The following is a 19,857-nucleotide window of genomic DNA, read 5'->3' on the forward strand; positions in this document are numbered from 1 at the left end:
TCCCGAGCGAACATCCGGAAGCGAGCAATGGAAGTCAAGAAAAATGAAACATGAACCACTGTTCATTTTCTGATTTGATCGAGCGGGAGCAGGCTTTCGGCTAGGGCGTGGTCTGCTCGGGGCCGATCCCTTTTCTCAGTATCGAAACGAAGGCGTCGACGATCTCATTGCGGCGGGTTTCGTCGGCGCCGCCCCGCAGCACCAGATTGCGGTAGAGGTAGTCGCGGGCGCCCATCAGTACGTAGATCAGGACGTCGCGCTCGACGTCTGTGAGCGCGCGGATCTGGTGTTCGGCGCGCGCGCGCTCGAGGACTTTGAGGTATTTTCGGGCAAGGTTTTCGTAGTGCGTCCGGGTTGCCTCGGGCGATACCGAGTCCGACTCGTAGAGAATCCGGAAGAACCCGGTATTCTTGGTCAAATAGTCGAAGAAGGCGGAGAGCCCCCGCCGTTCCACGTCGAAGTAATCCCGCGAGCCATGAACGGCCTTCGAGACATAGGCGATCATCTCCTCGCCAACAGCCGGCAGCAACTGATCGAACAAATCCTGCCGCGAGTCGAAATAGAGATAGAATGTCCCCTGCGCCAGACCGCACCGTTCGGTGATCCGTCCTATGCTGGCGTTCGAATATCCGTGCTTTCCGACAACATAGGCTGCCGCCTGGAACAAGCCTTTGCGATTCGCATCGGCTTTTTCCGGGCGTCGAAGTTTCCTTTTTCCGGCGACGGCCATATCAGCTTCCCGATCCGATCGAACTCACACCGGTTGAACTGAAGCCTCCCCTGCTCGGAATTGAAAAGGGCACATCGTGCTTTTCCACCTGAATCCAGGCAATCTCGCGCCGCACCGTGTTCTCCGACACATGACGCGCTTCAGGTGCCGGTGAAGGCAGGGCTTCGTTTTTCCCGAAACGCGTTCACCGCTTCCTGATGGTCGTTGGACAGGTTCGACATCTGTTCATAGGCGATGCCGGCATCGAAGTGCGAATGGAAGATCGCCTTCAGCGGCAAGTTGGTGGTGACCTTGGTCCAGTTGAGCGCCTTTGTCGGGGCGGATGCCAACCGGTCGGCCAGCGCGTCGACCGCGGCATCGAGTTCCTCCGGCTTCACGACGTCGGTAATGAGGCCTATGCGTTCGGCTTCGACGGCGTTGATCATGTCTCCGGTAAACAGGAACTTCTTGGCTTTGGCGTAGCCAAGTATCTGCGGCCAGATCAAAGCGCCACCGTCGCCCGCCACGAGACCCACGGAAACATGGGGGTCGCCTATCCGCGCATTCTCCTGCGCGATGATGACGTCGCAAAGCAGCGCAAGCGAGGCGCCCAGTCCGGCGGCGTGGCCGTTCAACCGGCAGATGAGCGGCTTGTCGAGATCGAGTTGGCTGAAGACGATCTCCTTGGCTTCGCGGGCGGTCTGCTCGAAAGACACCGGGTCGTCGATGGCGTCCTGCATCCAGTCGATGTCACCGCCGCCGCAAAACGCTTTGCCGCGGCCGGTCAGAACGATAATTTTGGCGTCTTCGTCCCGCCGCACATCCACGAAAATGCGAGAGAGTTCCTCGTGCAGGACTGCGTTTACGGCGTTATAGGCCTCGGGGCGATCGAGAATGATCGTGAGTATGGACCCCCGCCGCTCGACCGCGATTGTCTTGTAGCCGTCGTAGCTTCGCATCGAGCCCCTCCGCTCCGGGAATGCATCCGGTCAGAAAATGAATTCCGGTTCACAAATCATAAACGAAAGACGATGGCAAGCCGCGCAATCGTGCGGTGCCATTCAGCGTTTTGCATCTCCATGGTCCGGCCGGAGGGCTGCCAGCGCGAAAAAGTCCTCTTGCCCGAGACCGGCCTCGACCGCGGCCTCATACCGCTCCCGGATCGTCAGGAACAGCTCGGTCGGAGCACCGCCCTCGTTCGCCGCTTCGAGAACGAGGTCCAGATCCTTCATCATCTGTGTCAGGCCGAAGGCCGGTGTGAAATCGCCGGTGACGACCATGTCCTTCTTGTATCCCAGGAGCGGCGAGGCAACCACGCTCTGCATGATGGCGTCCATCATGGTCTCCGTCGACAGATTGCCTGCCCGACCCAGTGCGAGCGCCTCCGCCAAAAGAGCCGAACTGGCTGCCACCATCGAGTTGATGACCAGCTTGAGATAGCGGCCCTCATCCCCTTCTCCGACGTGCATCATGCGGTTGGAAAAGCTGCGGAACACTGCTTCGCAACGGTCGAACGCGGGTCTGGGTCCGGAGGCCAGCACGGTCAGCGAACCGGACGCCGCGGTCGCCGTGCTGCCCGATATCGGGGCCCGGAGGTAGTCGCAACCCCTCGCCGATAGGGCGGCGGCGACTTCCCGCGATATTGAAGGTGAGACGGTACTCATTTCCACCACGGTATGTCGGTCCGAGACCGATCGGGCGAGACCCTCGACGGGATCGAGCATTACGGTCCGAAGGACCGCGTCGTCGGGAAGCGTGAGGAAGATGAGATCGACCTGCTGCGCCAAGTCATCCACGGAGGCGACCGGCACGCCGCCCGCCGCAACAGCTGCGGCACGATTTTCGGCGCGCGGTTCGACGAGCTTTACCGAATGTCCGGCAGCAAGCGCGCGGAGACACATCGCGCTGCCCATCTTGCCGATTCCGATCCATCCTATCGTCAATCTCTCGGTCATTCTCGTTGCCTCATGTTATCTGCGTCGCCATCAGCCGCGTCGTTCGCGCGTAAGAGTCCAAACCACAAGGAATCCGTCCTCATGCATTTCATCGTCCATTGCCTTGACCGCCCCGGGGCGCTCGACCTTCGCCTGGCCAACTATGATGCACACAAGGCGTATCTCGCTTCCAATCCCGTCACCATGCTGGTTTCCGGCCCGCTGCTTGCCGATGACAACGAGACGATGATCGGTTCGTTTTTCCTGGTGGAAGCGGAATCCCGGCAGGACGTTGAGCGCTTCAACAAGGCAGACCCCTTCTTCGCCGCGGATCTTTGGGCCGAAGTGAGGATCCATCCGTTCTCCAAACGCGTCGACAATCGATAGCCATACAGCACCGCGTTCATCGGCCGGTCAGCGCCAGGCCGATCCCGGTGACCACCAGACCAAGCGCCGTCACCTCGCGAATACCGAAAGGTTCTCCGAGCACGTAGGCCGCGGACACCGTGCCGATGACTGGAATGAGCATCGTTCCAAGCGATGCCATGGTTGGAGGCAGCCGCCGCAACGCGGCAAACCAGCAAAAATAGCAGAGAGCCATTGCCACGATCGACATGTAAAGCCATGACCACAGCGCCATCGGACTGAGCGCGTAAGTCTCCGGCTGCTCTACGAATACGCCGATCAGCAGCATCGGCACGGAGCCGAGCACGAGCTGCCACGCCGTTCCGCTGATCGGCGCGACACCGACCGGCGGCCGCACGGCGATGGTGCTGATCGCGAACATCACGGCCGCCGAAAACGCGCAGACGATTCCAAGCAGTTTGTCGTCGTCCAATTCGACGCCACGCCCAGCCAGCACCACCGAAATGCCCCCCATGCCGAGAACCAGCGCCAGTACTCCGCTGATCCGGGGCTTCGTGCCGTTGATCGGCCAGGCAAGCACTGTCGCCCAGATCGGCATGGTGTAGATGATCATGGCGGCCTCACCGACGGACAGCCAGCTCATGGCAAGGCTCGCCAACCCCATCCACGCCGTGACGTTGAACAGCGAAGCGACGATCATTCGTAGACGCGAGCCTGCGGGAACACCGAGGTTCTCGCCCTGGAAACGGGCGAGAATGGCAATACCCAGTCCTGCGATCAGTCCGCTGCTGCCACGGGCGAACAGAGGCGGCCATTCGGCAAGCAGGACCTTCATCACCGGCCAGTTGATCCCCCATCCCAGTATCGTAATCAGCAGGAGCCCCACGCCGACAAAGTGCGACCCGCGGGCGTCGTGCTGCCTGCCAGCTGACGCCTTGATCGAAGCCTCCGGGATTTCGGACATAAATGGGGTTTCCTGAAATGACTGCGGCAAATTTGCTGAAGTGATGCTGGCGATGCCCGCGCCGGAAAGTCCGTGCAGGCATCGTCAAGGCCAGCCCGGCCTGACTGTCCGTCGCCGACACGTTAATGAACGGTGTGTCATTGTTCATGTCGGTGCGCAAAAAAGAACTGCACCTAGTCCAATTCCACCCACTCACCGTCGACCTTCAAGCGGTGTTTCACCAGGCCGGGCTTCAGAATCACTTCGACGAAGCACCCCTTCGCGGCGGCGAGAATGAGCCTCGTCTTGTCCTCGACGGTGGCTTCGCCGCGGATGTCGACGTCGAGAACGAAGCCCAGCCCCTTGCTCTCGTAAGGGTGCTTCATGCTCTCCATCTCGGCTTGCCACTCCGCCCGACAGAAGACGTCGAATGTCGTCACGTTGATGCCGAGACGGCGCGAGAATGCCCTTATCTGCGTCATCAGGCACGTCGTCAGTCCGCTGACGAAGTAGGAAAGCGGGTACGGCGCGGTTCCGTCACCACCATGGTAGGCTCCCTCGTCCGATGGCAGGAACGCAGTGTGCGGGGCCGCGCCACGCAGATGCACCGTGCAATCATTGCGGAACTTCGCATTGTTCGTACCTTCCGATTCAAGCAGCACGTCAAATTTCATCATAGGCATCGCCTTCCGGGTTGCTGTGGTTTGGATTGAACGTCCCCATGCGTACAGGACAGAAGCCGCAGCATGAAATGGATTTTGGCAAGAGACCACATGGGATGAGCGCTTGCGAGGAGCTTCTGTGAAGCGGCGGCGTTGTTTGATACCTCCACCTACCGCGGAATCGGTGACTTGTGGCGCCGATCGATATTTGGACCCCGACCCGCTCGAGATGGCATAGGCACGTTGGCGGCGGGCGGCCGGGATCGCTCTGACGATGCCGCGCGCCTGGCATGCCGGGAAGCTGCAGTCGCGCGAGATTTCGGATGCGGATCTGGAGGCCGCCTTCGATGCCGTTCCCTTGAAGCTTCGGCCGAAGACGATCGCCTATCTGAGGGAAGCCGCAGTGACAGAGCGGCCATTGTCACGCGCCGTTCCGACCGCCGCCGAACTGGCACGCGACGTCACATCGATCGATTGGCCGGGTATCGTGAGTGACCGCATCGGGCACTAGGCGTCGGGCTACTTCGATCAGGGTCAGGCCCTCCGGGCCCGCGTGCAGGCTCGCCCTGCCTACGCGGCGTGGCGCATTTCGCCATCCACGACCAGACGCCGGAGATCGCCGGGCTCGAGGGCTTCGCGCGGAGCGCGGCGGACCTGCCCTCCGCGGATCTGGTTCGGAGAACGGCAGTCTGCGGCTTTCGACACGGTGGACACGGATGGCGCGGGCGCTGCTTCCCGGGATGACTTCGTCCGGGTGATGAGCGGATCCGGCGCGATACCCGGAACCGGTCCCGACGGAATGCAGTACATGGAGTTCCACAACGCGCTGTTCGATCTCTACGACCGGGAGAGCGATGACGGCATCGGCGAAGCCGAGTACGCCGTCATGAGCAGGAGCCGTCTGATCGGCGGGTCCGCCACCGTGCCACTGACCAATGCGGAACCAGGCGCAGGCTCGGCGCTGACATCCGGCTCCACGGGAGCCGCCGGCACAGACGCGACAGCCGGCGATACGAGGACCGAGGTGCCGTCCGCCGACTGACCGTGCATTTCTCGGCGCAGGCATCAATTGTGGTTGTGATCGCGAAGTTTATCGTTGCGTCTGGATTGCAAGGTCTGGCCGTGGCCGCCTTCCCTCATGGCCATATTCGGGTTTGTGCAGATTATTCCGCCGTTGGCCATGCCGCGATACCCATTCTCGTAGCCGTGAAGGACGTCTTAATCTTGGAGTTACGCGGTTGAGCTCGAAACGCTTGCCGCCTCGCCGGCTGCAGTCCGCATCAATTCGGTGGGTGTCGCCTGACCGCGTTCAAAAAACGTGACATCGGCGGCGAGGGTAGCCAGCGGGATCGCCATGCCGCCGATATTTTCAGTGGGTGGTCCGGCGTGTTTGGCACGACCCGGAATTTCTGCAGGAAGGTCTGTGTCCGCGAGTAGGTCGAGGATGCCACACCCAGGGCATTGGTGTTCTCGATGATCCCAGCGACCATCGGGAAATTGTCGATGATGTGCAGATGCACGTGGCCGCTGTCGACACCGAACACCATTCGCACCAACCGCTCGACCATCGGAGCCGACAGGTCGGGGACGACGATCGGGTATTGCCGCAATTGCCGTTCGTCGACCGTTCCTTCCCGAAGGAGCGGATGGTCCTTGCGGCAGAAGATCCGCCCCACGAAATCCGGCAGGTGCTCAAGGGAGAAACCCTGCTCGCGGCTGAGTTCCTCGGTCGGGCCGACGAGAATGTCGATATCGCCCTGGCCCAGAAGCGCCATCGACCGCTGGGTCGAACCGGCCTGAACGTGTGATCTGAACTGCGCAGGCTCGCGCAGCAATGTCCGGATCGCACGGTTGAGCAATCCTTCCAGCGATGGCGGGGCAACGCCGATGCGCAGAATGGCGCTCCGCTCGCCGCGCCCCGTCGCCGTATCGGCGGCCAGTCGATCCATGTCCGAGACGATGCGCGCGGCGCGATCGATGAAATCCCGCCCGGCCTCCGTCACCGTCGCGCCGCGCGCGCGGCGGTCGAACAGTGCGTAGCCCAGGTCCTGTTCCACCCAGGCCACGGATTTGGTGACGCTGGACTGGCTGACGTTCAGCTCGGCGGCGGCCGCGGTGAACGACCCCATGCGATAGACCGTGACGACGTGGCGAAGGTGGTTGAGGTTCATGAGCTATTCCATCCGGGAATATCTCTAGAATATTCGGAAATTGCGTTATCCCGCAACAGTGGCAAATTCGTCTCCGACAGGGCCGACCGCCGGGAGGAGAACGGATGCCGAAGCCGATTGTCGCCGGGGTGGGCATGATCAAGTTCGCCAAGCCCGGCGCTTCCAGAACATACAACGAAATGGCCGCCGAGGCAGTCCGCGACGCGCTCGCGGATGCCGGGATCGGCTACGAGGCAGTCCAGCAGGTCTATGCGGGCTACGTCTATGGCGACAGCACGAGCGGCCAGCGCGCCGTCTACGACGTCGGCATGACCGGCGTGCCGGTCGTCAACGTCAACAACAATTGCTCCTCCGGATCGACCGCTCTGTGGCTCGCACGCCAGGCTGTCGAAAGCGGCGCGGTCGACTGCGCCCTGGCGCTCGGGTTCGAGGAGATGCGGCCCGGCGCGCTGGGCACACATTTCAACGACCGGCCAAGTCCGTTCCAGCTCTTCGACGAAGCCACCGACCGGATCGTCGGCCATGGCGAGGTGCCGCTGGCACTGCGCTATTTCGGCGGTGCCGGCCTGTCCTACATGGAAAAGCACGGCGCGACGCTCGAGGATTTCGCAAAGATCAGGGCAAAGGCCAGCCGCCACGCGGTGCGCAATCCACTCGCGGTCTTCAGCAAGGAAGTGTCGGTCGAGGATGTGATGCACAGCCCCGTGGTGTGGCCTGGCGTCATGCACCGACTGATGGCATGTCCCCCGACCTGCGGTGCCGCCGCTGCGATCATCTGTTCCGAGAGCTATGCCCGCAAGCATGGACTGGACGATGGCGTACGCATCGTTGCACAGGAAATGCGCACCGACTTCTCCTCGACGTTCGAGGGCGACGACATGATGCGCGTCGTCGGCTACGACATGACGGTCCAGACGGCGAACGCGGTCTACGAGAGCGCCGGGATCGGGCCGCGGGACGTGCAGGTGGTCGAACTGCACGACTGCTTCGCCCAGAACGAGCTGATCACCTACGAGGGGCTCGGCCTGTGCCCGGAGGGCGGTGCGCAGAAGTTCATCGACGACGGCGACAACACCTATGGCGGCCAGGTCGTCACCAACCCGTCTGGCGGGCTCCTGTCCAAGGGCCACCCGCTCGGCGCGACAGGTCTCGCTCAGTGCTACGAACTGACGCGCCAGTTGCGCGGCACGGCCGGCCCGACACAGGTCGACGGTGCGAGGCTCGCTCTCCAGCACAATCTCGGGCTCGGCGGCGCCTGCGTCGTGACGCTCTACCAGGCGCAGTGAGGACACCATGAGCGAGGCAACGGCACAGCCGGTCAATCCGCGCGGCGTCTTCGACCGCACGACCGTAGGGATCAGGACGCGCCCGGTCTCCTACCCCGTCGAGAAGGGCCGTATAGCGTTCTTCTGCGACGTCGTCGGGGAAACCAATCCGATCCATTTCGACGAGGCGGCGGCGCGCAAGGCGGGCTTTGCGACCATCGTCGCGCCGCCGACCTTTCCAATGGTGATCGATCTGGAAACGACCAATGCGGCGAAGCGGCTCGGCTTCACGCCGGTGTTCGACCTCGTCCGCTGCGACCTGCGCTATCTGCTGCATGGTACCGAGCGCTACGAGTATTCCGGCCATCTGCTCGCCGGCGACGAAATCACAATCACGCACGAGGTGCTGGGCTTCGAGGACAAGAAGGGCGGCGCGCTGGAGCTCTGCCATCTGCGCGCCTCGCTCACCCATGCGGAACGCGGGGAGGTGGTCGCGATCCGCCGCACCCTCGTCCATCGGCTGGCGTGAGGAATACGGACATGGCAACGGATCTGAGCAAGGCACAGGTCGGCGACGAGCTTCCGGCGGTCGAGTTCGGCCCCTATTCGCGCAAACTGCTCGCGCTTTATGCGGGCGCATCCGGCGACCACAACGACATCCACATCGATACCGACTTCGCGCGTGCGGCGGGTCTCGGCGACGTCTTCGCACAGGGCATGCTCTCGATGGCGCCCTATGCGCGGGTGGTGACGGACTGGGCCGGGCTCGACCGGCTGGAAAGCCTGGAGACCCGCTTCATGTCGATCACGCCGCTCGGCGCCAACGGGCGCTTTACCGGCAGGGTGGTCGAGAGGTTCGAGGCGGACGGCGTGCCGAAACTGCGTGTCGCACTCGCAGCGCACATCGACGGTGGCGTTCAGACGCTTGGCGGGGAGGCCATCGTCAGGGCGGGTTGACGTGCGGCTTCCCGCTTGTCGGGTCGCCGTCGAACGATAACGAGAGACCCCCGCGAGGAGACGGGGGCCAGATGGGAGGCATCATGTCGGAAGCCGCTTGGCTGACCGATGATCATCGTGCCTTCGGCGCGACGGTCCGGAAGTTCCTCGACCAGGACTACGAGCCCCATCGCGACCGGTGGACGCAGGATCGTCTCGTGCCGCACGCCTTCTGGGAGAAGGCAGGCGCGCTCGGCGTCCTCGGCGCGTCCATTCCCGTCGAATATGGCGGATCTGGCCTGCCCCGCACCTTCGACCTCGTCACCTACATGGAGCAGGGACGGATCGGCGACACGGGCTGGGGCATCACCGTCCACGGTATCGTCCAGCACTACGTCCTCGCTTTCGCGACCGAGGAGCAGAAGCGCGCGTGGCTGCCGAAGCTGACGTCCGGCGAGTGGGTGGGCGCCATCGCCATGACCGAGCCCGGCACCGGCAGCGATCTGCAGGCCGTGCGCACGACGGCGGTAAGGGATGGCAACGGCTACCGCCTCAACGGCCGGAAGACCTTCATTTCGAACGCAGCCAATGCCGATTTCGTCATCGTCGTGGCGAAGACTGACCCGTCGAAGGGAGCGAAGGGCATTTCGCTGATCGCTCTGGAGACACGAGGCGCCGACGGATTCGAGCGGGGGCGCAAGCTCGACAAGATCGGCATGGACCGCCAGGACACGATGGAGCTCGGCTTCGATGATGTGCGCGTTCCGCGGATGAGCCTGATGGGCGAAGAGGAGGGCCGGGGCTTTTATCAGCTGATGGGGCAGCTTCCCTGGGAGCGCCTGACGATCTCGGTCGGCGCGCTGGCCGCCGCCCGCTGCGCGCTCGATTGCACTCTGGATTACGTGAAGAACCGCAAGGCCTTCGGCCAGCGGCTGATGGACTACCAGAACACCCGCTTCAAGCTGGCGGAGGCCAAGAGCGAAATCGAGATTTTCGCCGCGTTCGTCGACCGGATGGTGGACGAACTCGAAGCAGGGACGCTGACGGCGGAACGGGCCGCGATGGGTAAGTGGTGGGGCACGGAAATGCAGGGCCGTATTGTCGACGCCTGCCTGCAGCTGCATGGCGGCTACGGCTACATGAACGAATACCGGATCGCCGAACTCTACCGCGACGCCCGTGTGCAGCGGATCTACGGCGGCACGAACGAAATCATGCGCGAACTGATCGCGCGCTCACTGGACAGGGACTGACATGACGAAGCTGCAGGGCAAGACTGCCTACGTGACCGGTTCAGGCCGCGGCATCGGCCGCGCGGTGGCCTTGAAACTGGCGTCGGAGGGGGCGGCGGTCGTGGTCAACGACCTCGATGCCGAGCCGGCCAATGCGGTGGTCGACGAGATCGCAGCCAAGGGGGGCCGGGCCATTGCCGTCGTCGGCAGCGTGAACGAAACCGATTTCGCGGAGCGCTTCATCAATGCCGGCCTCGATCGCTTCGGCGGTGTCGACATCATCGTGAACAATGCGGGCTACACCTGGGACAGCATGATAGGGCGCATGACGGACGACCAGTTCGATGCGATGATCGACGTCCATCTCAAGGCGCCCTTCCGGATCCTGAGGGCGGCCTACCGTCCCATCGCGGATGCTGCCCGTGCGGAAGCCGCGGAGGGGCGCGAGGTGATCCGCAAGGTCGTCAACATCTCGTCGGTCGCCGGAACCGGTGGCAATCCCGGACAGGTCAACTACAGCTCCGCGAAATCGGGCGTTCTCGGCATGACCAAGACGCTCGCAAAGGAGTGGGGCCGACTGAAGGTCAACGTCAACTGCGTCGCCTTCGGTTACATCGAGACGCGGCTGACGGTCGCGTCGGACGAGAAGGTGGAACTGGAATTCGAGGGCAACCGCGTCCAGGTCGGCGTACCGGAGAAGGTGGCGCACGGGCTGAAGTCGATGATCCCCATGGGTCGCGCCGGCAGCCCGGAGGAGGCGGCCGACGGCGTCTATCTCTTCTGCGCGCCGGAGAGCAACTACATATCCGGCCAGACCGTCGTCGTCGGCGGCGGCATCTCGATATGAGCGGACGCGCACCAGGGATGAACCGCCATGTCGACCTCTGACGTCTTCCAGCTCGTACTCATCGGCCTGTCGCAGGGCTGCGGCTACGCGCTGGTGGCCATCGGCTTCGTGTTCATCTACCGCGCGACCGAGGTCGTCAATTTCGCACATGGCGAGATCATGATGTTCGGCGCCTTCGTGGTGCTGACCTTCGCCGAGTTTTGGGGGTTCGGATTCTGGTTCGGTGCCGCGCTCGGCCTCCTGACGATGGCCGCTATGGGCTACCTGCTCGACATGTTCGTGATGCGCCGCATGATTGGCGAGAATCAGGCTTCGGTCTTCATCCTGACGGTTGCGATCGGCCTGATCCTCAAGGCGGCGGCAGGAATGATCTGGGGCTTCTCGCCACAGATGATGAACTCGCCGTTCCAGGGACAGGTCGAGCTGGGCGGCATCGTGATCGGCACGGACAGGCTCGCCATCATCGTTGGAACCCTGGTCGTCTGCGTCCTACTGTGGGCCTTCTTCAGCCGGACCCGAGTCGGGCTTGCAATGCAGGCGGCCTCGCAGAACCAGCTTGCCGCGTATTACAGCCGGGTTCCCGTTCGCCGGCTCGTCTCCGTCATCTGGGCAATCGCCGCGCTGGTGGCAGCGCTGGCCGGCATCCTGATGGCGCCGATCACGCAGATCGACACGGAGATGTCGATGTTCGGCATCAAGGCGATTGCCGGAGCGGTGGTCGGCGGCTTCGGATCGATCCCCGGCGCGCTCATCGGCTGCCTCATCATCGGGGTCAGCGAACCTTTCCTCGACTACTTCTACCCGCCTCTCAAGGGCGTCTACGCCTACATCATCCTTCTCGTCGTGCTGTTCGTGCGGCCCGAAGGGCTCATCCCTCAGACCTACCAGAAGAAGGTGTGAGGAGATGCGGGTTCTCTTCAAGACAAGCTACGACCAGGACATCGATCACCTCGTCGACCCGGGCGAGCGGTTCAGGGTGGGACTGGTGATCGCGGTCGCGCTCGCCGCGCCGATGTTCGTGTCGGCCTATTTCCTGTCGGAGCTTTCGATCTTCATCTGCTACGCACTGGCCGGCATCGGACTCATGGTGCTGCTCGGCTTCACTGGCCAGGTCTCCTTCGGACACGCGGCGTTCCTCGGCATCGGCGCCTATGCGCAGGCTGCCTTGATGACCTGGGGCGTTCCCTTCGTGGTCTCGTTGCCGATGGCCGGTCTGATCTCGGGACTCGCCGGCGCCGGCCTCGGTCGCGCCGTTTCGAAGATGCACGGCTTTTACCTGGCCGTCGCCACGCTCGCCTTCGCCATCGTCACGGAAAGCGTCATCGGCGCGGCCGAACCCGTCACCGGTGGGCACATGGGACTGCAAGTGCCCGCGATCTCGCTGTTCGGTTTCGAACTGACGGATAACTGGCAGGTCTATTACCTCTACCTCGGAGTCCTCCTCTTCATTATCTGGGGTACCGCCAATCTGATGCGCTCGCCATCCGGGCGCTCGATGATCGCGGTGCGCGACAGCGAGACGTCGGCGCGGTCGCTCGGTATCGACGTCGCCGGCGTCAAGGTCCGCGCGTTCTTCGTCTCGGCGGCGATCACCGGCGTCGCGGGCGGACTGATGGCGCATCTGCTTTTCTATCTCTCGCCGGAGACCTTCAACCTCCTCGAGAGCCTGCGCCTCATGCTGATGGTGGTGGTCGGCGGGCTCGGCACGATTTCGGGCGCCATCTTCGGGGCTATCTTCGTCAGTTTCCTGCCGAACGTCATCGACTTGGTGCGGATGGTCCTTCCGGCCGTGATCGCGGACAAGGCGGGTCTCGAATATCTGCTCTTCGGGGCGATCATCGCCCTGTTCATCATGTTCGAGCCGCAGGGCATCTACGGCCGCTGGCGCAAGCTGCGCCTGTTCATCGAGACCTATCCCTACTACCGCCGCGCCACCTTCGTCCGGCAGAAGCGATACCTGAAGTCGGAGCGCTTCCGGTGAGCATGATCGATATCCGCGATATCTCGCTGAGCTTCGGCGGCAACAAGGCGCTCGACGGCGTCACCTTCTCGGTGGAGCCGGGGGAAACGCTTGCGCTGATCGGGCCGAACGGGGCTGGCAAGTCGACCGTGTTCAACGTGATCAGCCGCTTCTACAGGCCTTCGGCCGGCAGCGTGACGTTCGGTGATACCGACATTCTCAAGCTCCAGGCGCACCAGATCGCCGCGCTCGGCATCGCGCGAACCTTCCAGAACATCGAGCTGTTCGAGAACGCGACCGTGCTGCAAAACCTTCTCGTCGGGCGCAGCGCCCGAACGTCATCGAACTGGGCGCGCGAGTTCTTCTTTGCAGGATCGACCCGCGCCGGCGAACGCCAGGCGCGCCGGAAGGTCGAGGAAGTGCTCGATCTACTCGATCTCCAGCACCTGCGCAGCGAGATCGTACGGGATCTCCCATACGGCGCGCGCAAGAATGTCGAACTCGCCCGCGCGGTATGCGCCGAACCCACCCTCCTGCTGCTGGACGAGCCCGCCTCGGGGCTCAATCCAGAGGAAGTCGCCGACATGGCCTTCTGGCTGCAGGACATCCGCGAGGAACTCGGAATCACGATCCTGATGGTGGAGCATAACATGGGCCTGGTCGCCCGGCTCGCCACCCGCTGCATCGCGCTCGCCTCGGGGCGCGTGCTGGCGCACGGCAGCGTGGCCGAGGTGCAGGCCGATCGCGAGGTCCAGAAGGCCTATCTGGGAACCGCAGCATGACCGCGCTCCTGAGCACCCGCAACGTCGAGACCTACTATGGGCCGATCATGGCCATAGGCGGCGTGTCGATCGACGTGCCCGAGGGCAAGATCGTCTGCGTGCTCGGCGCCAACGGCGCCGGCAAGACGACCTTGCTGAAGACGATCTCGGGGGCGATCGACTGCCGCAAGGGCCAGGTCCTGTTTCGCGGCGAGGAGGTCCAGAACCGCAACCCGGACGCGGTTGCGGCCTGCGGCATCGCCCATGTGCCGGAAGGCCGCGAGGTCTTCCCGTTCATGAGTGTCGAGGAAAACCTGATCGTCGGCGCCTGGGGCCGATCCGACAAGGACGCGGTCGCTCGCGACATGGAGGCGGTCTACCAGTATTTCCCCGATCTCGCGACCAAGCGCCACGACATGGCCGGCTTCCTGTCGGGAGGCCAGCAGCAGATGCTCGCGATCGGTCGCGGCCTGATGGGCGACGCCTCGCTGATGATCCTCGACGAGCCGTCCCTCGGTCTGTCGCCGCTGCTCACCCAGATGATCTTCGGCATCGTCAGGAGGATCAACCGGGAGCGCGGGATCACGATCCTGCTGGTCGAGCAGAATGCGGTGGCGGCGCTGGATCTCGCGGACCACGGCTATGTCATGGAGGTCGGACGCATCGTCATGGACGCGCCGACCAGCGAACTGCGCGAAAGCGACGACATCAGGGAGTTCTATCTCGGCAAGTCGGACGAGGGGATCCGCGGCGAAAAGCGCTGGAAGAAGCGCAAGACATGGAGGTGACCGCCATGCAGCACGTCAGGCCGCCAGAACCGGACCGGATCGAGATCGACGGCTGCGACACGCTCGCCCGCCTCTTTGCAAAACGCGTCGAACAATGGGGCGAGCGAACGGCGCTGCGCGAGAAGAACTTCGGTGTCTGGGAAAGCTACACCTGGAGCGATTTCGACCGCATCGCCCGATCTTATGCCGCCGGCCTTATGAAGCTCGGGATGAAGTCCGGCGACGTCGTCGCGGTCCTGTCGGAAGACAACAAGGAATGGGTGTTCGCCGACATGGCGGTTCATCTGGCGCATGGCACCGTGAACGGCATCTATCCGACCTACCAGGCCGAACAGCTCCAACACATCCTGCAGGACAGCGATGCGCGCTACCTGATCGTCGAGGACGAGGAACAGCTCGACAAGTATCTCGCGGTCGCAGACCGGCTGCCGCTAGTCGAGCACGTATTCGTCATCGACTGGAAGGGCCTGCGAAATTTCACCGACGAGCGCGTCTGGCCGATCGCCAGGCTGGAAGAGCTTGGCGCTCGAGCCTTGTCGGAGATGCCCGCAATCCTCGACGCGCGCATGGCCGAGGGACGAGGCGAGGACATCGCGGTCCTCGTCTACACGTCCGGCACCACCGGCAAACCGAAGGGCGCACGCCTCTCCCATCGTGCGCTGCTGTTCCAGATGACCGCGGTGCCGGTCCCGTTCGCGGCTAGGCAGGGAGACGAGATTCTCACCTATCTTCCGCTCTGCCACCTGGCCGAGCGCATAATTTCGCTGTGCGTACAGCTCCGTGTCGGCACCGTGCTGAATTTCGCCGAAAGTTCGGAGAGCGTCTTCCTCAACATCCGCGAGCTGTCGCCGACGATCCTGTTCGCCGTGCCGCGCATCTGGGAGAAGTTCTATTCGCGCATCGCGACCCTGATGGACGAGGCGACGTGGCTCGGCCGGACAGGCTACCGGATCGCCATCGGCATCGGGCGCCGGCGGGCGCGGCTGCTGATGGACGGCAAGTCGCCTTCGGCCGTTCTGGAAGGAGCCTACCGGCTCGCCGATCTCCTCGTGTTCCGGAACATCAAGCAGGAACTCGGTCTCGACCGCACGCGCATCCGGCTTTCCGGCGCGGCGCCGATCAGCGTCGACCTACTGGAATGGTACGTGGCCCTGGGCCTGCCGGTGAGCGAGGTCTACGGGCAGACCGAGACGGGCATCGCGACCTTCTGCAAGCCCGGCACACGCCCGGGCCATGTCGGCCATCCCGTGGCGCGGACGGAGGTCAAGCTCGGTGCGCAGGACGAGATCCTGGTGCGATCGCCCGGCAATTTCTCCGGCTACCACAATCTGCCCGAAGCAACCGCCTCCACGCTCGTCGACGGCTGGGTGCATACGGGAGACGTCGGCGCGATGCTCCCCGGTGGCGAACTCAGGATCACCGATCGCCTGAAGGACATAATCATCACGGCGGGCGGAAAGAACGTGACGCCGTCGCTCCTGGAGAACCGGCTGAAATTTTCGCCCTACATCGCCGATGCCGTCATCATCGGAGATCGCCGGAAGTATCTCGCCTGCCTCGTGATGATCGACCGCGAGAACGTCGAGACGTTCGCTCAGAAGAACGCGATCCCCTTCTCGGATTTCCGGTCGCTCTGCGCGCGGCCGGAGATCGTGGGGCTGGTCGCGAAAGTGATCAAGGAAGCCAACGACCAATTCTCCAGCGTCGAGCAGGTCAAGTCATTCCGGCTGATCGACGTGATGCTGACGCCGGAGGACGAGGAACTGACACCGACGATGAAGCTGAAGCGCAGTTTCGTCGAGCGCAAGTATGCCGAGCTGATCTCCGACATGTATCGCAGCCCGGCCGCATGAAGACGTCACACGAGAACGAAACACAGGGAGGAACTGCAATGAAGATGACCTTGCTTGGCCTGGCGACGGTGTTGTCGCTGTCCACCACGCCTCTGCTCGCACAGACCCAGGGAGTGACCGACACCACGGTGAAGTTCGGCAGCCATACCGATCTGTCCGGCCCGCTCGCCATCGGCGGCGCACCGGCCACGGTGGCATCGCAGATCCGGTTCGACGAGGCCAACGCGGCCGGTGGCGTGCATGGCCGCATGATCGAACTGGTCGTCGAGGACACGCAATATCAGGTGCCCCTCGCCGTGCGGGCGACCAACAAGCTGGTTCAGAGCGACAAGGTGTTCGCGCTGTTCCATTCCGTGGGAACGCAGCAGGGTCTCGCCACCATGCCGATCACGGACAAGGCCGGCATTCCCTACATATTCCCGCTCACGGCCGCCGCCGCGATGGCCGAGCCGCTCAATCCGCTGCACTTCAGCTATTTCGTCACCTACGCCAACCAGGCGAGCGGCGCGATCCGCTATTTCCACGAGAAGGAAAAGTTCTCGTCGCTGTGCATGCAGACGCACTCGACCGAATACGGCGACGAAAACCGCCGTGGAATGGAGGCAGTCACCTCCGAGCTGGGCATCGAAGTGAAGCTCGTCGGAACGCATAAGCCGACCGATACCGAGTTCGCGGGCGCGGCGACCGCGATCAAGAATGCCGGCTGCGACTTCGTCTATCTCGGCACCACGATCAAGGACACGATCGCGCTCTATGCGACGCTCCGCAAGCTCGGCTACGAGGGAACGATCGCCGCGAACATGCTCCCCTTCCTGCCGATGGTGCCAGCGGCCGGCGGCGGCGCGATGGAAGGGCTGCAGGTGGTGACGCCGATGGGAGCCGTCGACTGGACGTCCGGCCCGCCCGAACGCAAGGCCTTCTTCGACGAATACATGAAGCGCCAGAACGAGGAGCCTTCCGTCTATGCGATCTACGGCTGGCTCGCCGCCGACCTCGCCGTGAAGGCGCTGGAGAATGCCGGGCCTGACCTGACCGTCGAGAGCTTCACCAAGGGTATCGAGCAGATCCAGGGCTATCAGGATCCGTTCGGCGGACCGACGATCAGCTTTGGACCCGAGAAGCATTTCGGCGGCGACAAGCTGCTCCTCTACGCGGTCAAGGACGGCAAGTGGGAACTGGTCGAGCAGAATCTCGAGTTCTAGCGCTCGCCAAGGCTGAAGACATCGGTTCCGGGATGAGAACGTCCCGGAACGAGAAGCCGGCGCGACCGGCAGATCGAACGTCTTTCGTGACCAGTCCGGAAGGAAATGTGGTGGCCGAATTCACCAGCGAGACCAGATCTGACGGCATCGCGATCATCACCTTCGACGTCCCCGAACGGCTGAATCCGCTCGGGCCCGCCGGACTTCGCAGCCTCGCCGATCATCTGGTTGCGCTTTCAGGCGACGATTCGGTCGTCGCGGTCGTGCTGACCGGCCAAGGCAAGGCGTTCTCCTCCGGCGCGAGCCTTGACCAGCTTCTCGGCCTGATCGGCACGGAGGGGTCCGCCGGGTTACCGCCGCGCCTCATCCGCGATCTGTTCGACACGGCCGTGAACCCGATCCAGCGGGCGATCGCGGACATGCCGAAACCCGTGATCACGGCCATCAATGGCATCGCGGCGGGCGGCGGCGTTGGGCTTGCGCTCGCTGGCGACGTCGTCTTGGCAACCGAGAATGCGAGCTTCCGCCTGACCTTCGTGCCGAACCTCGCTATCATGCCGGATCTCGGGGCAAGCTGGTTCCTGACCCGGCTCGCCGGTCGCGGACGGGCGATGGCCGCCGTGATGACCGGCGACGCGATCTCCGCACGCGAGGCGCTGGCGTGGGGGCTCGTCTGGCGGATCGAGCCGGAGGAGACGTTGCTGTCCGCCGCCATCGATTTGGCCGGTCGCCTCGCGCGCGGACCGCGACACATGTATCCCGTCCTGAGGCGCGCCATCGATGGCGCTTCGCGCGCGAGCCTGTCCGAACAGCTCGACTTGGAACGCGAGGTCAATGTCGAGCTCTGCGGCACCCCGCAATTCGCCGAAGGCGTCCGTGCCTTCCTCGAGAAACGCCCTCCGCAATTTCAATGAGTGATTGATGCGCGCAGGCGTGACGAACGTCGAGAACCACGCGCATCGCGGAGACCGACCCCAAATGCGGGTGGCTCTCTTTCGTTATCTCAAGTCGTTCGCGGTCGTGACCGCTTCGCTCTACGTGTGGCTGGTATCGGCGGTCCCGCCGGGTTATTGGCTATGCGACTGGAATGGTCCAGACGGCGCTCACTGCGTGGTTGGAATAGCCTGTCGTCCCGGCGCATGATCGAGGCGGCGGAATGGACCTTTCCGGAAAGAAATGCAGGACCGAACATGCGAAAGATCGACGTCTTCACCCACATCTGGCCCGAAGCCTACTTCAAGGCGCTGATCGGCATCGTCGGCGAGATGCATGCCATCACGGCCCGATCCGGCCGAGTGCCGATGATGACCGATCTCGATCGGCGCTTCGAGGTCATGGATATGTTCGGCGACGACTATTGTCAGGTGCTGTCGCTGGCTGCGCCGGCACTGGAGGCGATCGGCACACCGGAACAGGCGCTGGAACTGTCGCGCATCGGTACCGACGCCATGGCGGAGCTGTGCGCGAAGCATCCGCGCCGGTTCCCGGGCTTCATCGGCCAGGCGCCGCTCTCGAACCCCGCAGCCTGTGTCGACGAATGCCGCCGCGCCATCGAGGAGAAGGGCGCCGTCGGCATGCAGATCTACACGAACGTGAAAGGCAAGCCGCTCGACCTCGAGGAATTTGCGCCCTTCTTCGATTACATGGCCAAAGCCGGCAAGCCCGTGTGGATGCATCCGGCGCGTGCGCAGGATTTCCCAGACTACCAGACCGAAAATCTTTCGGAGTACGAAATTTGGTGGACCTTCGGTTGGCCCTACGAGACCTCGGCCGCCATGGCGCGAATGGTCTTCTCGCGCTTCTTCGACCGTTTCCCGGGCCTGAAGGTGATCACCCACCATGCCGGCGGAATGGTGCCCTTTTTCGAGGGGCGCGTCGGCCCCGGCTGGGACCAGATGGGCAAGCGCACGACAGACCGCGATCTCGCCCCGGTTCTATCGGCCCTGGAGCGCCCGCATCTGGAGTACTTCAAGGAGTTCTATGCCGACACGGCGTCTTTCGGTTCACGCAAGGCGATCGAGCACGCGGTGGAGTTCTTCGGCGAGGAGCGCGTGCTGTTCGCCTCCGATGCGCCGTTCGATCCGGAAGGCGGCCCGATGTACATTCGGGAGACCATCCGGATCCTCGACGCACTGGAGGACGAGGCGCTGAAGCGCAGGATCTATCAGGACAACGCCGTCGCCCTGCTCGGCCCGTCGATCTAGGAGGACCGGGCCAGGAAGGCCGTC

General features: G+C 63.5%; 22 protein-coding genes and 1 pseudogene. 16 read left to right on the forward strand and 7 right to left on the reverse strand.

Annotated features, from left to right (window positions below; translation table 11 throughout):
• Positions 1-100 precede the first annotated feature (100 nt).
• The 4 genes and pseudogenes from BSQ44_RS04205 to BSQ44_RS27875 form a co-directional block, all read right to left on the reverse strand.
• The gene (locus BSQ44_RS04205; protein ID WP_072602086.1) at positions 101-730 is read right to left on the reverse strand and encodes a TetR/AcrR family transcriptional regulator; all 630 of its coding nucleotides are present in this window, start codon (positions 728-730) and stop codon (positions 101-103) included.
• A 140-nt stretch (positions 731-870) separates the two neighbouring features.
• Entirely contained in the window at positions 871-1,668 is a 798-nt protein-coding gene (locus tag BSQ44_RS04210; RefSeq protein WP_072602087.1) for an enoyl-CoA hydratase/isomerase family protein, read from the reverse strand.
• Positions 1,669-1,770: 102 nt separating this feature from the next.
• Positions 1,771-2,181: an NAD-binding protein gene (locus BSQ44_RS27410; RefSeq protein WP_235633341.1), complete on the reverse strand. Its 411-nt coding sequence runs from the start codon at positions 2,179-2,181 to the stop codon at positions 1,771-1,773.
• Between the two features lie 45 nt (positions 2,182-2,226).
• Positions 2,227-2,664: pseudogene (locus BSQ44_RS27875) on the reverse strand (NAD(P)-dependent oxidoreductase); the annotation flags it as partial.
• Positions 2,665-2,745: 81 nt separating this feature from the next.
• On the opposite strand from BSQ44_RS27875, the gene BSQ44_RS27880 reads away from it, so the two are divergent.
• Positions 2,746-3,030: a YciI family protein gene (locus BSQ44_RS27880; protein WP_072602088.1), complete on the forward strand. Its 285-nt coding sequence runs from the start codon at positions 2,746-2,748 to the stop codon at positions 3,028-3,030.
• Between the two features lie 16 nt (positions 3,031-3,046).
• Here BSQ44_RS27880 and BSQ44_RS04225 read toward each other — a convergent pair whose 3' ends face one another.
• Positions 3,047-3,973 carry a DMT family transporter gene (locus BSQ44_RS04225; RefSeq protein ID WP_072602089.1) on the reverse strand — a complete coding sequence of 309 codons (927 nt, stop codon included), beginning with the start codon at positions 3,971-3,973 and terminating at the stop codon, positions 3,047-3,049.
• A 173-nt stretch (positions 3,974-4,146) separates the two neighbouring features.
• Positions 4,147-4,629, reverse strand: a complete 483-nt coding sequence (locus tag BSQ44_RS04230) for an OsmC family protein (protein ID WP_072602090.1) — start codon at positions 4,627-4,629, stop codon at positions 4,147-4,149.
• A gap of 259 nt (positions 4,630-4,888) precedes the next feature.
• Between BSQ44_RS04230 and BSQ44_RS04235 the strand changes: the two genes are divergently transcribed.
• The gene (locus BSQ44_RS04235; RefSeq protein WP_072602091.1) at positions 4,889-5,125 is read left to right on the forward strand and encodes a hypothetical protein; all 237 of its coding nucleotides are present in this window, start codon (positions 4,889-4,891) and stop codon (positions 5,123-5,125) included.
• Positions 5,126-5,371: 246 nt separating this feature from the next.
• A complete protein-coding gene (locus BSQ44_RS04245) occupies positions 5,372-5,656 on the forward strand; it encodes a hypothetical protein (protein WP_157894501.1) in 285 nt (94 codons plus the stop codon).
• Between the two features lie 238 nt (positions 5,657-5,894).
• Here the strand turns inward: BSQ44_RS04245 and BSQ44_RS04250 are convergent, their stop codons facing one another.
• Positions 5,895-6,785, reverse strand: a complete 891-nt coding sequence (locus BSQ44_RS04250; RefSeq protein WP_072602094.1) for a LysR family transcriptional regulator — start codon at positions 6,783-6,785, stop codon at positions 5,895-5,897.
• A gap of 104 nt (positions 6,786-6,889) precedes the next feature.
• Between BSQ44_RS04250 and BSQ44_RS04255 the strand changes: the two genes are divergently transcribed.
• The 13 genes from BSQ44_RS04255 (at position 6,890) to BSQ44_RS04315 (ending at position 19,833) form a co-directional block, all read left to right on the forward strand.
• Complete coding sequence (locus BSQ44_RS04255) at positions 6,890-8,071, forward strand: lipid-transfer protein (RefSeq protein WP_072602095.1); 1,182 nt, start codon at positions 6,890-6,892, stop codon at positions 8,069-8,071.
• 7 nt (positions 8,072-8,078) lie between these two features.
• The gene (locus BSQ44_RS04260) at positions 8,079-8,579 is read left to right on the forward strand and encodes an FAS1-like dehydratase domain-containing protein (RefSeq protein WP_083534457.1); all 501 of its coding nucleotides are present in this window, start codon (positions 8,079-8,081) and stop codon (positions 8,577-8,579) included.
• An 11-nt stretch (positions 8,580-8,590) separates the two neighbouring features.
• Positions 8,591-9,007: a MaoC/PaaZ C-terminal domain-containing protein gene (locus BSQ44_RS04265; RefSeq protein WP_072602096.1), complete on the forward strand. Its 417-nt coding sequence runs from the start codon at positions 8,591-8,593 to the stop codon at positions 9,005-9,007.
• Between the two features lie 83 nt (positions 9,008-9,090).
• Complete coding sequence (locus BSQ44_RS04270; RefSeq protein WP_235633343.1) at positions 9,091-10,239, forward strand: acyl-CoA dehydrogenase family protein; 1,149 nt, start codon at positions 9,091-9,093, stop codon at positions 10,237-10,239.
• Between the two features lies 1 nt (position 10,240).
• Positions 10,241-11,065 (forward strand): SDR family NAD(P)-dependent oxidoreductase, encoded by an 825-nt coding sequence (locus BSQ44_RS04275; protein ID WP_072602098.1) that lies wholly within the window; start codon positions 10,241-10,243, stop codon positions 11,063-11,065.
• A gap of 27 nt (positions 11,066-11,092) precedes the next feature.
• Positions 11,093-11,965, forward strand: a complete 873-nt coding sequence (locus BSQ44_RS04280) for a branched-chain amino acid ABC transporter permease (protein ID WP_072602099.1) — start codon at positions 11,093-11,095, stop codon at positions 11,963-11,965.
• Between the two features lie 4 nt (positions 11,966-11,969).
• Positions 11,970-13,046 (forward strand): branched-chain amino acid ABC transporter permease, encoded by a 1,077-nt coding sequence (locus BSQ44_RS04285; protein ID WP_072602100.1) that lies wholly within the window; start codon positions 11,970-11,972, stop codon positions 13,044-13,046.
• 2 nt (positions 13,047-13,048) lie between these two features.
• Positions 13,049-13,807, forward strand: a complete 759-nt coding sequence (locus tag BSQ44_RS04290; RefSeq protein ID WP_072602101.1) for an ABC transporter ATP-binding protein — start codon at positions 13,049-13,051, stop codon at positions 13,805-13,807.
• Positions 13,804-14,574, forward strand: a complete 771-nt coding sequence (locus tag BSQ44_RS04295) for an ABC transporter ATP-binding protein (RefSeq protein ID WP_072602102.1) — start codon at positions 13,804-13,806, stop codon at positions 14,572-14,574. The genes BSQ44_RS04290 and BSQ44_RS04295 overlap by 4 nt, the downstream gene beginning before the upstream one ends.
• Positions 14,575-14,579: 5 nt before the next feature.
• Positions 14,580-16,427, forward strand: coding sequence for an AMP-dependent synthetase/ligase (locus BSQ44_RS04300; RefSeq protein ID WP_210187918.1), 1,848 nt, complete (start codon positions 14,580-14,582; stop codon positions 16,425-16,427).
• Positions 16,428-16,465: 38 nt separating this feature from the next.
• On the forward strand, positions 16,466-17,629 hold the full coding sequence (locus BSQ44_RS04305) for an ABC transporter substrate-binding protein (protein ID WP_072602104.1): 1,164 nt from the start codon (positions 16,466-16,468) through the stop codon (positions 17,627-17,629).
• 110 nt (positions 17,630-17,739) lie between these two features.
• Positions 17,740-18,543 (forward strand): enoyl-CoA hydratase/isomerase family protein, encoded by an 804-nt coding sequence (locus BSQ44_RS04310; RefSeq protein ID WP_072602105.1) that lies wholly within the window; start codon positions 17,740-17,742, stop codon positions 18,541-18,543.
• Between the two features lie 276 nt (positions 18,544-18,819).
• Positions 18,820-19,833: an amidohydrolase family protein gene (locus tag BSQ44_RS04315; protein ID WP_072607847.1), complete on the forward strand. Its 1,014-nt coding sequence runs from the start codon at positions 18,820-18,822 to the stop codon at positions 19,831-19,833.
• Positions 19,834-19,857 lie beyond the last annotated feature (24 nt).

The organism is Aquibium oceanicum, from assembly GCF_001889605.1.
GTDB lineage: Bacteria > Pseudomonadota > Alphaproteobacteria > Rhizobiales > Rhizobiaceae > Aquibium > Aquibium oceanicum.